This window comes from Saccharopolyspora mangrovi, assembly GCF_035320975.1.
Lineage (GTDB): Bacteria > Actinomycetota > Actinomycetes > Mycobacteriales > Pseudonocardiaceae > Saccharopolyspora > Saccharopolyspora mangrovi.
Window position 1 is genome coordinate 1 of the sequence record NZ_JAWLNX010000021.1, and the last position, 15,612, is coordinate 15,612.

Annotated in this window: 12 protein-coding genes and 1 tRNA gene; 8 read left to right on the forward strand and 5 right to left on the reverse strand. The window is 69.6% G+C overall.

Annotated elements, in window-relative coordinates; all coding sequences use genetic code 11:
* Positions 1 to 126: 126 nt before the first annotated feature.
* The gene (locus tag R4I43_RS25085; protein WP_324268159.1) at positions 127 to 1,311 is read right to left on the reverse strand and encodes an amino acid deaminase/aldolase; all 1,185 of its coding nucleotides are present in this window, start codon (positions 1,309 to 1,311) and stop codon (positions 127 to 129) included.
* 95 nt (positions 1,312 to 1,406) lie between these two features.
* Between R4I43_RS25085 and R4I43_RS25090 the strand changes: the two genes are divergently transcribed.
* Positions 1,407 to 2,741 carry a D-arabinono-1,4-lactone oxidase gene (locus R4I43_RS25090; RefSeq protein WP_324268160.1) on the forward strand — a complete coding sequence of 445 codons (1,335 nt, stop codon included), beginning with the start codon at positions 1,407 to 1,409 and terminating at the stop codon, positions 2,739 to 2,741.
* Here R4I43_RS25090 and R4I43_RS25095 read toward each other — a convergent pair whose 3' ends face one another.
* From R4I43_RS25095 to R4I43_RS25110, 4 genes are all read right to left on the reverse strand, one after another.
* Entirely contained in the window at positions 2,742 to 3,398 is a 657-nt protein-coding gene (locus tag R4I43_RS25095) for an SDR family oxidoreductase (RefSeq protein WP_324268161.1), read from the reverse strand.
* Positions 3,399 to 3,680: 282 nt separating this feature from the next.
* Positions 3,681 to 4,313, reverse strand: coding sequence for a hypothetical protein (locus R4I43_RS25100; protein WP_324268248.1), 633 nt, complete (start codon positions 4,311 to 4,313; stop codon positions 3,681 to 3,683).
* 355 nt (positions 4,314 to 4,668) lie between these two features.
* A complete protein-coding gene (locus tag R4I43_RS25105; RefSeq protein ID WP_324268162.1) occupies positions 4,669 to 5,457 on the reverse strand; it encodes an IclR family transcriptional regulator in 789 nt (262 codons plus the stop codon).
* 369 nt (positions 5,458 to 5,826) lie between these two features.
* Positions 5,827 to 5,909: transfer RNA gene (locus tag R4I43_RS25110), tRNA-Leu, on the reverse strand.
* 216 nt (positions 5,910 to 6,125) lie between these two features.
* Here R4I43_RS25110 and R4I43_RS25115 point away from each other — a divergent pair.
* From R4I43_RS25115 to pknB, 7 genes are read left to right on the forward strand one after another with little or no spacing between them, the layout of a single operon-like run.
* Positions 6,126 to 7,433 (forward strand): FhaA domain-containing protein, encoded by a 1,308-nt coding sequence (locus R4I43_RS25115; protein WP_324268163.1) that lies wholly within the window; start codon positions 6,126 to 6,128, stop codon positions 7,431 to 7,433.
* Between the two features lie 46 nt (positions 7,434 to 7,479).
* Complete coding sequence (locus R4I43_RS25120; protein ID WP_324268164.1) at positions 7,480 to 7,941, forward strand: FHA domain-containing protein FhaB/FipA; 462 nt, start codon at positions 7,480 to 7,482, stop codon at positions 7,939 to 7,941.
* Positions 7,938 to 9,392, forward strand: coding sequence for a PP2C family serine/threonine-protein phosphatase (locus R4I43_RS25125; RefSeq protein WP_324268165.1), 1,455 nt, complete (start codon positions 7,938 to 7,940; stop codon positions 9,390 to 9,392). The genes R4I43_RS25120 and R4I43_RS25125 overlap by 4 nt, the downstream gene beginning before the upstream one ends.
* A complete protein-coding gene (locus R4I43_RS25130; protein ID WP_324268166.1) occupies positions 9,392 to 10,816 on the forward strand; it encodes an FtsW/RodA/SpoVE family cell cycle protein in 1,425 nt (474 codons plus the stop codon). Before R4I43_RS25125 ends, R4I43_RS25130 begins: the two co-directional genes overlap by 1 nt.
* Entirely contained in the window at positions 10,813 to 12,267 is a 1,455-nt protein-coding gene (locus R4I43_RS25135) for a peptidoglycan D,D-transpeptidase FtsI family protein (RefSeq protein WP_324268167.1), read from the forward strand. The genes R4I43_RS25130 and R4I43_RS25135 overlap by 4 nt, the downstream gene beginning before the upstream one ends.
* Before the next feature lie 3 nt (positions 12,268 to 12,270).
* Positions 12,271 to 13,647 (forward strand): serine/threonine-protein kinase, encoded by a 1,377-nt coding sequence (locus tag R4I43_RS25140; protein ID WP_324268168.1) that lies wholly within the window; start codon positions 12,271 to 12,273, stop codon positions 13,645 to 13,647.
* Entirely contained in the window at positions 13,644 to 15,602 is a 1,959-nt protein-coding gene (gene pknB, locus R4I43_RS25145; protein WP_324268169.1) for a Stk1 family PASTA domain-containing Ser/Thr kinase, read from the forward strand. Before R4I43_RS25140 ends, pknB begins: the two co-directional genes overlap by 4 nt.
* The last annotated feature ends 10 nt before the right edge of the window (positions 15,603 to 15,612 follow it).

Genomic DNA, 15,612 nt, shown 5'->3' on the forward strand with positions numbered 1-15,612 from the left:
CGACCCCCACGGCGATCCGGCGATGCTGGCCGAGGCCAAGGACCTCGTCCGCGGGTACCTGTCCAAGAGGATCACCGGAGAAGAACGGGTGAAGTCGACCGTGGTCGGGCAGACGATCAGGGCGAACTACCCGAACGACCTGCCCTCCCCGCGGTAGGTCGGCACCTCCTCGACGGTCCAGACCCCGCCGTCGATCAGGTGGTACCGGTCGAACCGCTCCGCGAGCTCCCCGGCCTTGGCGTGCCGGAACCAGACCCGGTCCCCGATCCGCAGGCCGCGCGCAGGCGCACCGGTCACCGGCGTCTGCACCTCACCGGCACCCTCTGTGCCCAGCAATCCCAGACCCTCCGGCCAGTGCGGGGCCGGAACCCGGTCCGCCCCGGGGGGTCCCGAAGCGATGTAACCACCGCCGAACAGCGTCGCGACGCTCCGCGCCGGGCGGTGCACCACCGGCAGCGCGTAGAGCACCGCCGGACGAGGTTGAAAACCGCGGTAGGCGTCGAACAGCGTCGGGCCGATCAGGCCGGAACCCGCCGCGACCTCGGTGATGACCCCCTCCTCCACCGCTGTCCGCTCCAGGCTGCCGGTGCCGCCACCGTTGACGAACTCCAGATCCGCGACCTCGCGCACCTGGCGCACCACCGCCGCGCGCCGCTGCGCCAGCTCGGCCGCCGAGCGGCGCTGGACGGCGCGCAGCAGCGCCGCGCGCAACGGCCTGCCCGGCGGGGCGTCGCCGAGCCCGGCGATCTGGCCCTCGTATGCCATCAGCCCGACCAGCGCGAATCCCGCGCGGCGCTGGGCGATTTCGGCGAACCGCCGGACCTGCTCGGGGGTGTGCAGCGGTGAGCGGCGGGTGCCGATGTGCACACCGGGCAGCGGTCTCCAGGACGCGTCGACCTCGACGCAGAGCCGGATGTCGGGCCGGTCGCGGCCGACGGCGGCGTCGATGAGGTCCAGGTGCTCGGTCGAGTCGACCATGACGCTGATGGCCGCCGCTGCCTCCGGGTTCGCGGCGAGTTCCCGCAGCGCCGAGCGGTCCGCGGTCGGGTAGGCGACCAGGATGTCGTCGCTGAGCCCTTCGCCGTGCAGCCAGAGGGCTTCGGCGAGGGAGTAGCACATCAGGCCCCGGTAGCCGTCGACCCGCAACGCGCGGGCGATGAGTTCCCGGCAGCGGACGGATTTCGTGGCGATCCGGATCGGCACACCGGCCGCGCGGCGCACCATGTCATCGGCGTTGTGGTCGAAGGCTGCCAAGTCCACCGCGGCGAACGGTGGCTCGATCTCGCTGGTGATCTCGTCGATCCGGCGCACGCCGACAACCGTAGGCCGTGGGGCCTTGTTATGTGAATCGGTTTCACATAACTTCAGCCCATCGCGCCGACCACCTCACCCATTGGAGGCCCGGCATGCAGCGTGATCCGGCCACCGCACGGCCGTGGACGAACTGGGGCCGCACGGCCACCGCGCACCCCGCGCGCGTCGTGACCCCGCGAGACACCGCCGAAGCGGCCGAGGCGCTCAACGCCGCGAACCGGGACGGCCTGCGGGTCCGGCCGATCGGCTCCGGGCACTCGTTCTCGGCCGTGGCCTCCCCGGAATCCGGTGTGGCGCTGGACCTGCGGCACTGGTCGGGGATCATCCACGCCGACCCGGCGACCGGGCTGGTCGCGGTGCACGGCGGCACTCCCCTGCACGTGCTCAACGCCGAGCTCGACTCGCTGGGCCTGGCGATGGCCAACCTCGGCGACATCGACCAGCAGACCATCGCCGGCGCCATCTCCACCGGGACCCACGGCACCGGAGCCGCTCTCGGCGGCCTGGCCACGCAGGTCGAGGCGCTGGAACTGCTGCTCGCCGACGGGTCCGAGGTGCGCTGCTCGGCGACCGAGAACCCCGAGCTGTTCGCCGCCGCCCGCCTCGGTCTCGGTGCGCTCGGGGTGATCACCACGGTCACCTTGCGCTGCGTCCCGGCCTTCACGCTGTCGGCCGAGGAGCACCCGGCGCCGCTGGAGGACGTGCTCGCGGACTTCCACGGGCTGGCGGAGGCCAACGACCACTTCGAGTTCCACTGGTTCCCGCACAGCCGCCGCACGATGGTCAAGCGCAACAACCGGCACCCGGGACCACCGCGGCCGCTGCACCCGGCGCGGCACTTCCTGGAGTACGAGGTGATGGAGAACCGCCTGTTCGGCGCGGTCTGCGGCGTCGGGCGGGCGGTTCCCCGGCTGGTCCGGCCGCTGAACCGGCTGTGCGCGGCGACCTGGTCGGCCCGCACCTACCGGGACCGCTCCTACCGGGTGTTCACCACACCGCGCCGGATCCGCTTCGTGGAGACCGAGTACGCGTTCCCCCGCGAGGCGGTCCCGGACGTGCTGCGCGAGTTGCGGGCCGTCGCCGACCGGCTGGCCGACCCGGTGGTGTTCCCGGTGGAGGTGCGGGTCGCGCGGGCCGACGACGTGTGGCTGTCGACCGCGCACGGCCGCGACACCGGCTACGTCGCGGTGCACCAGTACCTCGGCATGCCGCACCGGCACTACTTCGACGCCTTCGAGGCGATCGCCCGGGACGCGGGCGGGCGACCGCACTGGGGGAAGATGCACCGCCTGGACGCGGCGGCGTTGTCCGGCATTTACCCCATGTTCAACGAGTTTCGGCAGGTCCGGGCCTCGGTCGACCCGGGCGGGATATTCCACAACTCGTACCTGGAACGCGTCCTGGGGCCTGTGGATAACCCGAACTGATTACCCCGCCGCGGCACGCACCGCATCGGTGATCGCAACGTCACCGTTGACGAGCTCCAGGGCCCGTCCGGTGGTCCCCGGTTCGCGCAGCAGGGCGGCCAGCACGGCGGCCACGTCGCGGCGGGTGACGGCGTCCCGGCCGACCTCCTCGGCCAGCGTCACCCGGCCGGTCGGCTCGTCGTCGGTGAGCCGACCCGGCCGCAGGATCGTCCACTCCAGATCGCGCCCGCGCAGGTCCTCCTCGGCGGCGCGCTTGGCGTCCAAGTAGGCCCCGAACACCGGGTCCACGTCCGGCGGGTTGGGGGTCCGGGTGCCCATCGAGCTCACCTGCACGAAGCGCCGAATTCCGGCCTGTTGACAGGAATCCGCGAGCAGCACGGAGGCCCCTCGGTCCACTGTGTCCTTGCGCGCGGCACCGCTGCCCGGGCCCGCCCCGGCGAGGAAGACGGCGGCGTCCACTCCGGACAGCCGACCGGCCAGATCGGACGCCGAGGTGCTCTCCATGTCGAGCACGAGCGGCTCGACCCCGTCGGCTTCGAGGTCGGCCGCGTGGTCGGGCTTGCGGATGATTCCGAGGACTTGATCGCCCCGTTCGGACAGCAGCCGGCCGAGCGGCCGGGCGATCTTCCCGTGGGCTCCGGCGATGACGATTCGCATGCCTTCACGGTAGGCCCGGCGACGCTCCTCAACCGTTCAAGCACACCCTGTGGACAACTCCCGATTTCTGGGGATAACCCACCTGTGGACACACCTGTGGACAACTCGTGGCAGGCGTCAGCGGACGGAGTCCCGCCCCCGCTTGCGCAGTGCGCGATCGGGCGGGCCTCCGTCCGCTTCCCTTCCCCCTCCAGCAGGCTTGGCCCCCCGCCCGCCGGTTGGTAGGTGCAGTTCCAGTTGAAGCCCCCCGGTCCAACTGGAACTGCCGGCCCCCAGGGGCCTTCAGCTGCGCGACGGCGCCGGCGCTTCGGCCGACAGCAGCTGCTGGTAGACGACCTCGTTCACCCACCGCGAGACCGCGGTGTGCTCCACCGGCGGCGCATCGTCGAAGCTGTGCCCCGGGAGCTCTTCCTGGACGTCGTCGCCGTCAGCGCTGAGCACCGCGATGCCGAACTGGCGGGCGCGGATCAGGCAGGTCTCGGCGAAGTCCGGGGCGACCGCCACGGTGCGCGGCACGACGATGGCAGCGTTGGCGAACCGGGCGAACGGCACGGCGGCGGTCAGCGCGGTGCGCCAGTGGCGCGCCGGGGCGAGGACTCCGGTGATGCGGGCGGCGGGCGGTGGCACCCGGCCGTCCATCTCCGGCCACACCCAGGTGGCGATCTCCGCGCGGTCGAGCACGGGCCCGCTGCCGAAGACGAGGCGTTCGGCGTGGGCGTCCGGCACCAGCTCGGCGGTGGCGATGATCTGGCGCCCGAGCAGTTTGACCGGCGGCAGCGTGCTGCCGGTCCAGCCCAGGGCGTCCACCGATCGCTGGGCGAGCCGGCCCATCGAGGCGGCCAACCCCAGCGGCGACCGGACCTGCGTGGTCGAGCAGGCTCGGAGCTCGTCTTCGGACCAGGCTTGTCCCGGCATTCCGGTCACAGCGTTCCGCCTCCCTCGGCTACGTGCACTCCGCGTCTTTCAACTTCCCCCGGCCACCGGTGCGGGGGCCGATGTCGACTAAAACAGCTCCGAGGCGGTTCTGCGCTGCTCATCCGGGGTCGCTGCGATCGGCGGCGGGCAGCTGTCGGTGACCGGTCGACGAATGACATGGGGGCTTCAGCCCAGCGATGCGGCCAAACAGGTGATCGGTGCCCGACACCCGCACGACAACGGCACCCGCCCATCATTCATGGCTTGGGGAATCGCCGCATGATATCGCCGCCGGTCACGCTACCTGCACAAATGTACAGTTGCCCGATTATTCGGCCGGTGAGCCCAAGATTATTCACCGGTGAAGCACGTCGAGGTTGACCCGTTCGCCGTCAGCGAGCCGCTGCCGGATGCCGTCGGCGGCGGGCAGCAGTGCGCGGGCGAGCCGGGTGACGTCGGCGCGGACGCTGTGGGCGACGACGCCGAGCGCCGCGACGACGATTCCGGAGCCGTCTTGGACGGGCACGGCCACCGAGCAGTTCCCGAGGGTCATCTCCTCGTTGGCGGAGGCGTAGCCGCGGCTGCGCACGCCCTGGAGCTCGCGGCCGAGCCGACCGGGTTCGGTGATCGTGTAAGCGGTGTGCCGGCTGAGCCCGTGCTCGCAGCAGGAGTGCAGCACCGTCGCGGGCGCGTGCGCGAGCAGCACCTTGCCGACCCCGGTCGCGTGCAGCGGCAGCCGCCCGCCGGTCCGGGAGATGATGGGCACGGCCCGGGGAGTGGTGAGCTTCTCCACGTACACCGCGTCGAGCCCGTCCCGCACGGCCAGGTGCACGTTGTCGTGAGTGGTTTCGCACAACTCCTGCATGTAGGGCAGCGCGGCCTCGCGCAGGCGTCCGTTGACCGGCGCCAGCAACCCGATCTCCCACAACCGCAACCCGATGACGTACCGCCCATCGGAGTCGCGCTGCAGCGCACCCCACAGCTCCAGCTCGCGCACCAACCGGTGCGCGGTCGCCAGCGGGATGTCCGCCCGCTGCGCGATCGCCGTGAGGGTCAACCGAGGGTGCTCGGCGTCGAACGCGGTCAGCACGCTCAACGCACGAGCGGTCACCGACCGCCCAGGATCCCGACTGTTTCCCGCCACCAGGCCACCTCCGAGCCCAAACCCCCCAGCCGGACTCCCCCACCACAGCACAACACCCACGGAACACCAAGAAAGATCACGAAAAGATTTCGCTCAACGCTGAACCCCCACCCGCCCATGACAAACAGCACACAAACCCAAAGACAAGAAGGACGAAGGAGAAGGAAGGGGAGAGGGAGGAAGAGACCCAAGAAGCCCCGAGGCCGAAGGCCGAGCACAGAGCTTTACGTGAGCAGGTCCGGCGAAACCCAAGGCGACGAACGGGAAAGACGAGCCCAGCCGCACCGTGGGGGGCATGGGGGGGTCGACCCCCCAACCAAATCGAGAAGGCCCCCACCGGCGAAGCATGAGCCGGTGGGGGCCTTCGAGTGGGCGAGGAGGGAGTTGAACCCTCACGTCCTTTCGGACACACGGACCTGAACCGTGCGCGTCTGCCATTCCGCCACTCGCCCGTGGCACGATGAGAAGCTTAGCTTGCCGCTTTTCACCGCTGGGCACCGGGGTCGGCTTTCGCTTTTCCCTGCTGCCCTGTTGGCGAGAAGAACATTAGCACGGCTCCGAGAGGGGTCTGCGCAGGGGGGTCAGGAAGTTGGGAACTGGGCGGTGTCTCGGGCCGTTGGCCCAGATACGATGGTCAGCAGGAGTCGTACGCGTGGAGGGATATTGCCGTGGGCCTCGTGCAGCGCTTTGAGCGCCGGATCGAAGGCATCGTCGGTAATGGCTTTGCGCGCGTGTTCGGCGGGAACGTAGTCCCGCAGGAAGTCGCCCAGGCCTTGCAGCGAGATGCCGAGCTGAAGGTCAGGGAGCTTGCCGGTGGACGGTTGCTCGCTTGTAACCACTACGTTGTGCAACTGAGCCCGTCGGACCATGATCGGCTCACCGGCGATGAGGCCCGGGTGACGGACCTTCTCGCTGACTGCGTTCAGGAGCATCTCACCGAGCAGGGGTGGGACACATATGGTGACGTCGTAGTCTCCCTGGAGCGCTCTGAGACGCTGCACACGGGACAGTTTCGAATCAGTTCGACCGTCGACCCCGACGTAACACGACGGCCGACACAACCGCGTACCGCAGGAGACCGACCCATGAGCCAGCCACCAGGCCACTACCCCCAGGGAGATCCGTACAACCAGCAGGGGCAGTACGGCTACGACCAGGGTTACGGCCAAGGCCAGGACCCCAACTACGGCTACGGCCAGCAGCCCGGTTACGACCAGGGCTACGGCCAGCAGCCGGGTTACGACCAGCAGGGCGGCTACGCCCAGCCGCAGCAGCCCGGTTACGACCAGGGTTACGGCCAGCCGCAGCCCGGCTACGACCAGGGCTACGGCCAGCCGCCGCAGCAGCCCGGGTTCGACCAGGGTTACGGTCAGCCGCAGCCCGGCTACGGCCAGCCGCCGCAGCAGCCCGGTTACGACCAGGGTTACGGCCAGCCGCAGCAGGGTTATGACCAGGGCTACGCGCAGCCGCCTGGTTTCGACCAGGGCTACGGCCAGCCGCAGCAGGGCTTCGACCAGGGCTACCCGCAGCAGCCCGGGTTCGACCAGGGCTACGGCCAGCCGGGCGGCGCCTACCCGCAGAGCGCTCCGGGCGGATTCCCGGACCAGGGCGGCTACGGCCAGCCCGGCGGTGGCTACCCGCAGAGCGCACCCGGCGGTTACCCGGCCGGCGGCCCGCGTGGTCAGATGACCGCCACGCTGCACCTGGACGACGGTTCGAACCGCTCGTACACGCTGCAGCACGGCTCGAACATCATCGGCCGCGGCCAGGAAGGCCAGTTCCGACTTCCCGACACGGGGGTCTCGCGCAAGCACATCGAGATCACCTGGGATGGTCAGAGCGCGATGCTGGCTGATCTCGGTTCGACAAACGGCACCACGGTGAACGGCACTCCGGTGCAGACTTGGCAGTTGGCAGATGGCGACGTGATCAGGGTCGGGCATTCGTCCCTGGTCTTCCGCGCCCAGCAGGGCTGAGCGCGGATCGCCGGTCCCCGAATACGAGTAGGAGCGTTCACAACAAGTGCCGGAGCTGGTAATTCAGCTGACCAGAGCAGGGTTTCTCGCCCTGCTCTGGTTGTTCGTGCTGGCTGCGCTTCGCGTGGTTCGTTCAGATCTCTACTCCGCGTCGGGGATGCGAGTCCCGATGCCAGGTGCGAGTCGGGCCCCGGGCAAGTCCCGGGGCAAGAGCAAGGCGCCCCGCCAGATGGTGGTGACGCACGGCGCTCTCGCCGGCACGCGCATTTCCCTGGACGGCCGGCCGATCCTGATCGGCCGAGCCGATGACTCCACGTTGGTGCTGGACGACGACTACGCGTCGACCCGGCACGCTCGGTTGTCGCTCCGCGGCTCCGATTGGTACGTGGAGGATCTAGGCTCCACTAACGGCACATACCTCGATCGGGCGAAGGTCACGGGGCCGACCAAGGTCCCGCTCGGCGTTCCGATCAGAATCGGCAAGACGGTGATCGAGCTGCGCTCATGACCCTCGTCCTTCACTACGCAGCCCGCAGCGACCGCGGCCTGGTGCGCTCCAACAACCAGGACTCGGTCTATGCCGGCCCACGACTACTCGCCCTCGCGGACGGCATGGGTGGACATGCCGCCGGTGAGGTCGCCAGCAAGGTCGTCATCGCGGCGTTGGCGCCGCTGGACGACGACGAACCGGGTGACGACCTGCTCGGACAGCTCCGCGGCGCGGTGCTGGACGGCAACAGTGCGATCGCCGAGCTGGTGGCCAACGACCCGGAACTGGACGGAATGGGCACCACGCTCACGGCTGTGCTGTTCGCAGGCAGCAAGCTGGGTTTGGTGCACATCGGTGACTCCCGCGCCTACTTGGTCCGCGACGGCGAGCTGACCCAGATAACCCACGACGACACCTTCGTGCAGTCGCTGATCGACGAAGGCCGGATCACCGAGGAGGAGGCCGCCAACCACCCGCAGCGCTCGTTGCTGCTGCACGCGTTGACCGGCCACGAGGTGGAACCGAGCCTGGCGATCCGCGAGGCTCGCGCGGGCGACCGCTACCTGCTCTGCTCCGACGGCCTGACCGGCCCGGTGAGCACGGAGACGATGGCGGAGGCCTTGCGCATCCCGGATCCGCAGCAGTGCGCGGACCGGATGATCGAGCTGGCGCTCAAAGGTGGCGGTCCGGACAACGTGACCGTGATCATCGCCGATGTCGTCGACGTCGAGTTCGGCGACGACGCCCCCATAGTGGGGGGTGCGGCGGGAAATGGCGATGAGCATCCGCAACCCGATTCGTCGGCGGCGCGCGCTTCCGCGGTGACCATGCCGCGGCCGCAGCCCAAGCGTTTCGAGCCCACCTCACCTCCGGCGGAGCAGCCGCGCAAACGGCGCTGGCTGACCTCGCTGGTGGTGGCCTGCGGCGTGCTCATCGTGTTGGCGGCTGTCGCGCTGGTTGGGCGTTGGTGGGTGCTCAACCAGTACTACATCGGCGTGAACCGCGCCGATGAGGTCGTGATCTACCAGGGCGTTCAGGGCGCCACGCTGGGCGTGGCGCTGAACTGGCAGGTCGAGACCTCCTGCCCGCCGGACTCGGCCAAGGACTGCCAGCCGATCAAGCTGAGCGACCTGCAGGAAGCGCAGCGTCCGGACGTGCGCAACGGCATCACCGAGGTCAACGGCCTCACCGAGGCGCGGGAAGCGATGCGGCGGCTGCGGATGACCGCGCTGCTGCCGGAGTGCGCCACGCCCGAGCCTTCGGTGCCGACGGTTCCGCCGTCCGTGCCGGGCCAGCCCGTTCCTCCGGGCGCACCGGCACCGCCTCCTCCCGGCCAGCCGCCGGTGCAGCCCACGCCGGGTGCGCCGGTACCTGGTCAGGCCCTTCCGCCGGAGTCTTCCGCGGCGGACGCCACGCCGCTGCTACCGGAGGAGCCGAAGCCTGGCGTGAACTGCCGGACGGTGAGTTGATGTCCGAACCGGCCGCTACGACCGGAGCAGTCAACGGGGCCCCCCGAGTGAACACTCGGCGGGGCACCGAACTGTTCATGCTCGTTTTCTCCGCGATCATCGTGACCGCGGCGCTGATCGTGGTCGAGGTTTCGCAGGAGCAGACCCTCACCCGTGAGCTGCTGTTCTACGGGCTGGCTTTCCTGGTCCTCTACGGCGCGGCGCACTTCGGCGTGCGCTACTTCGCGCCGTACGCCGACCCGCTGATCCTGCCGCTGGTGGCGTTGATCAACGGTCTCGGTCTGGTGATGCTGCACCGGCTGGACCTGGCCCCGGTGGTCGGGGCGCCGTACACGCCGAAGCAGATCCTCTACACCACAGCGGGCGTGGCGATGTTCATCCTCGTCCTGTGGCTGGTGAAGGACCACCGAACGCTCGCGCAGTACGGCTACACGTGCGGTTTCGTCGGGCTGGCGCTGCTGGCGCTGCCCGGTGTGCTGCCGGCGAGCATCTCGGAGGCCAACGGCGCGAAGCTGTGGGTCAACCTGGGCTTCATCTCGATCCAGCCCAGCGAGTTCGCCAAGATCCTGCTGCTGATCTTCTTCGCCTCGTTCCTGGTGGGCAAGCGCGAGCTGTTCACCACGGCGGGCAAGCGGTTCCTCGGCGTGGACTGGCCGCGCCCTCGCGACCTGGGCCCGGTGCTGGTCGCCTGGGTCCTGTCGATCGGCATCGTGGTGCTGGAGAAGGACCTGGGCACCTCGCTGCTGTTCTTCGGCATCGTGCTGGTGATGATCTACATCGCCACCGAGCGCGCGGTGTGGGTCGGCCTGGGCCTGACGCTGTTCGCGGCGGGCGCGGTGATCGCCTTCAACCTGTTCTCGCACGTCCAGGTCCGGGTGAACACCTGGCTGGACCCGATGATGCAGGTGCCCGACGGCGAGTCCGACCCGGGATACCAGCTGCGGACCGGCCTGTTCGGCATGGCGCACGGCGGCATCCCGGGTTCGGGTCTGGGCAGCGGGATGCCCAACATCACCCCGCTGTCGTTCAGCGACTTCATCATCCCGGCGCTGGGCGAGGAGCTCGGCCTGATCGGGCTGATGGCGTTGCTGCTGGTCTACGTGCTGCTGATGATGCGCGGTCTGCGCAGCGCGCTGGCGGTGCGCGACTCGTTCGGCAAGCTGTTCGCCGGCGGTCTGTCGTTCACCATCGCGCTGCAGCTGTTCGTCGTGGCCGGCGGTTCGACGGGCCTGATCCCGATGACGGGTCTGACGGCCCCGTTCCTGGCGGCCGGTGGTTCGTCGATGCTGGCCAACTACGTGCTGATCGCGCTGCTGCTGCGGGTCTCCGACGCGGCTCGCCGCCCGCAGGCCCCGTCGAAGCCGAAGCCGAAGCAGGCGCCGATCGCCGAAGCGCATACGGAACTGGTGGAGCGTCCTCGATGAACAAGCCGCTGCGCCGGGTGGCGCTGGCAATGATGGCGATGGTCCTGCTGCTCATGGGCAACATGACCTACGTCCAGGTCATCAAGGCCGACGAGTACCGCGACGACGCCCGCAACACGCGCACCCAGCTGGAGGAGTTCTCCCGGGAGCGCGGGCAGATCATCGCGGCCGGCCAGTCGCTGGCGACCTCCAAGCCGATCGAGCACGACCGCTACAAGTACCAGCGGACCTACCCGAACGGTCCGCTGTACGCACCGGTCACCGGGTTCTACTCGTTCTTCTACGGGTCGAACGGGATCGAGCGCGCCGACGACAAGATCCTCAACGGCACCGACGACAGCATGGCGTTCGGCCGGTTCTCGGACATGGTCACCGGCAACACGCCGCGCGGCGGCAGCGTCGAACTGACCATCAACCCGGAGATGCAGCAGGTCGCCTACGACCAGCTGACGAAGAAGGGCTACCAGGGCTCGGTGGTGGCGCTGAACCCGTCGACGGGCGAGATCCTGGCGATGGTCAACGCGCCGTCCTACGACCCGAACCAGCTCACCGGCCCGGACAACAACCAGGTCGCCGAGCAGTGGAACGCCCTGAACAACGCCGAGGGCAACCCGATGGCCAACCGGGCGGTCTCCGAGATCTACCCGCCCGGGTCGACGTTCAAGCTGATCACGACGGCGGCTGCGCTGGAGAACGGGTACAACCCGAACAGCAAGGTGCAGGACGCCGCGTCGATCACGCTGCCGCAGTCGTCGACGCCGCTGCCGAACTACGGCGGCAAGAAGTGCTCCGGCAACACCCTGACCGACGCGCTCGCGCACTCCTGCAACACGGCGTTCGCCGAGATCGCGGGCAAGGTCGGCGCGGACAAGCTGCGGGAGACCGCCGCGTCGTTCGGCTTCGGCCAAGAGGTGCAGATGCCGATGAGCGTGGCCAAGTCGGACCTGGGCCCGATGTCGGACCCGGCGGCGCTGTACCAGAGCGGCATCGGCCAGCGCGACGTGCGCGTCACGCCGATGCAGAACGCGATGATGGCCGCGACGATCGCCAACGGCGGCAAGGTGATGCGCCCGCAGCTGGTCAAGGCCACCCGCGCTCCGGACATGGAGGAGCTGGACAGCTTCCGCCCGGAGGAGATCAGCCAGGCCGTCTCGTCGGACGTCGCGGGCCAGATCCGCGACATGATGATCCAGTCGGAGAAGAACACCAAGGGCTCCGGCAAGATCACCGGTGTCGAGATCGCCTCGAAGACCGGTACCGCGCAGCACGGCGATCCGGGCGACAAGCCCCACGGCTGGTACGTGGCGTTCGCTCCCGCCGCCAATCCGACGATCGCCGTCGCGGTGATCGTGGAGAACGGCGGCGACGAGGGCGAGGAGGCCACCGGCGGTTCGCTCGCCGCCCCGATCGGCCGGGAGGTCATCCGGGCCGGTCTGCGGGGAGGTGGCTGATCCGTGCTGACCACCGGCCAGTTACTCGCCGAGCGCTATCGCCTCGGCCGCCGCATCGCGGTCGGCGGCATGGGCGAGGTGTGGGAGGCGGTGGACGTCCGGCTGGACCGGACGGTGGCGGTCAAGGTGCTCAAGGCCGAGCTGTGCGGGGACGCCGAGTTCCTGCACCGCTTCCGCACCGAGGCCCGCACCACCGCGTCGCTGAACCACCCGGGCATCGCGGCGGTCCACGACTACGGTGAGACCGCCGCCGTCCCGGACGGTCCTGAGGACACCGCCTACCTGGTGATGGAGCTGGTCGAGGGAGAGCCGCTCGCGGCGATCCTGGCTCGGGAACGACGGATCAACACCGATCACGTGATGGACATGCTGGAGCAGGCGGGACAGGCGCTGCAGGCCGCGCACGAGCGCGGCCTGGTGCACCGGGACGTCAAGCCCGGCAACATCCTGATCACCCCCGAGGGCAAGGTGAAGCTGACCGACTTCGGCATCGCGAAGGCGGCCGACGCGGCACCGGTCACCCGCAACGGGATGGTGATGGGAACGGCGCACTACATCGCGCCGGAGCAAGCGCTCGGCACCGACGCGACGCCGGCCAGCGACGTGTACTCGCTGGCGGTGGTCGGCTACGAGTGCTTGATGGGGCACCGCCCGTTTCTCTCCGAGAACGCGGTGACGGTCGCCATGATGCACATCCGCGAGATCGCCCCGCCGCTGCCGCCGGACGTCCCGCCGGGAGTGCGGGCGCTGGTGGAGGCGACCCTGGTGAAGGACCCGCGGCGGCGCTACGCCGACGGCGGGGAGTTCGCCGCAGCGGTCGCGGCGGTGCGCGCGGGTCGACCGCTGCCGACGCCGTCCTCGCTGGTCGCGCAACAGCAGCGGCCGGTGAACGTGCCCGGGCCGGGCACCGGTGTGCACCCGGTCGTGCCGGGCTCGCCGCCGATGGGCAACACCTACCCGCCCGGCGTCATCCCGCCCCAACAACCCGGGCAACCGCACCAGCCCGGACAGCAGGCGGTTCAGCAGCAGCAGGTCTCACAGCAACAACAGGCACCGATGCCGATGCCCGCGAGCGGCGCCGGCGTGGTCGGGGCCATGCGTGGCAATGCTCACCGGGGAACCGGCAACACCAGGGTCGTCGTGTGGGTTCTGGTCGCGTTCCTGGCGGTAGTCTTGCTGGTCGCCATCGGTCTGCTGACCTACTGGGCGGTGAACCGCTCCGAGCTGGGCATGGCCGGGAGTGGTCCGGTGGCCGCCCTGAGCCTGGATTCCACGAACGCTTTGGGACAAACTTCGCATCGGCAGGAACCCATGATCGGAAAGCCTCCCGCGGGCGAGATGGGACGATCGTTGACAAGGATCGGAACGACGATTCGATGAGTTCACCTCGACTTCTATCCGACCGCTACGAGCTCGGCGAGACTCTCGGCTACGGCGGTATGTCGGAGGTGCACAAGGGCCGCGACACCCGTCTGAGCCGAGACGTCGCGGTCAAGATCCTGCGTGCCGACCTCGCCCGGGACCCCACCTTCCAGCTGCGCTTCCGCCGCGAGGCGCAGAACGCCGCCGCGTTGAACCACCCGGCGATCGTCGCGGTCTACGACACCGGCGAGACGGACTCCGAGAACGGGCCGCTGCCCTACATCGTCATGGAGTACGTCGACGGTCGGACGCTGCGCGACATCGTCAAGACCGAGGGGCCGCTCTCGCCCCGGCGGGCGATGGAGGTCATGGCGGACGCCTCGGCAGCCCTGGACTTCAGCCACCGGCACGGGATCGTGCACCGCGACGTGAAGCCGGCCAACATCATGATCACCCGCTCCGGCGCGGTGAAGGTGATGGACTTCGGCATCGCCCGCGCGCTGGCCGACGGCCAGGCCGCGGTGACCCAGACCGCGGCGGTCATCGGCACCGCCCAGTACCTCTCGCCGGAGCAGGCGCGCGGCGAGGCGGTGGACGCGCGGAGCGACGTCTACGCCTCGGGCTGCGTGCTCTTCGAGCTGCTCACCGGGGAGCCGCCGTTCACCGGTGATTCGCCGGTCGCGGTGGCCTACCAGCACGTCCGGGAGGAACCCCGCAAGCCGTCCGACGTCGTCCCGGCGACCCCGGCCTCGCTGGACGCCGTGGTGCTCAAGGCGCTGAGCAAGAACCCGGCCAACCGGTACCAGTCGGCGGCCGAGATGCGCGCCGACCTGGTGCGGGTGCTGTCCGGTCAGCGCCCGAAGGCTCCGATGATCATGTCGGAGGAAGAGCACACCGCGATGCTCGGCCAGGGCACCGGGGCCACCGAGATGATCGGTTCCGGAAGGCACCGCTCCGAGGACCTCGCCGACTACCCGCCGGAGCAGCCGGAGCGGCGGCGCAACAAGAACGCGGTCGTCGCGCTGGTCACCCTCGCCTGCGTCGCGGTGTTCGCACTGGCCGCGTGGCTGGTGACGATGCTGGTCGGCGCCGGTGAGCCGGACCGCGTGGCGGTCCCGAGCCTCGTCGGGCAGACGACCCAGGCCGCGCACGACAAGGCCAAGGCCGAGGGGTGGTTGATCCGCCCGAGCTCCTGCTTCTCCAAGGAGGAGGAGCGCGGCAGGATCGTCAAGCAGACCCCGACCGCGGGCACGATGGCGGTGAAGGCCGACGTCAAGCTCGAGCTGTGCACCGGCCAGGGCGAGGAGCGGGTCGACATCCCGGACCTGACCGGGATGACCATGAGCCAGGCGCAGAAGGCGCTCGAGCAGGCCGGGCTGAAGATCGGGCTGACTCCGGAGAAGGAGGAGACGTCCGACTCGTCGATGATCGACAAGATCATGGACTGGGAGGGCAAGGGCACCCAGGTCCCGAAGGGCTCCACCGTCAACGTCGTGGTCGGCCAGGCGATCCCGCAGACCGAGGTCCCGGACCTGCGCGGCCAGTCGGTCGAGACCGCGCGGGCGTTCCTGGTCGGCGCGGGCTTCAAGGTGAGCGTGGAATCGCGCGACTCCGAGCAGCCGGCCAACACGGTCCTCGACCAGTCGCCGTCCGGCGGCACCAAGGCGCGCAACGGTTCGACGGTGACGCTGGTGGTCTCCAAGGGCAACCAGATCACCATGCCGCAGGTGCAGAACATGTCGAAGGAAGAGGCCGAGGCCGCGCTGAAGGCCGTGGGCTGGAACGGCTCGATCAACGAGTCGAAGCAGCCGACCGGTGACCCCTCCAAGGACGGCAAGGTCGTCAACAGCTCGCCGCAGGCCGGTCAGAAGATCAGCAAGGACCAGTCGATCACGCTCTACGTCGGCGACTACGACAGCTCCAGCACGAGCACGCCTCCGGGCAGCGGTGGCGGGTTCTTCCCGTTCCCGTGACCTGATCCGA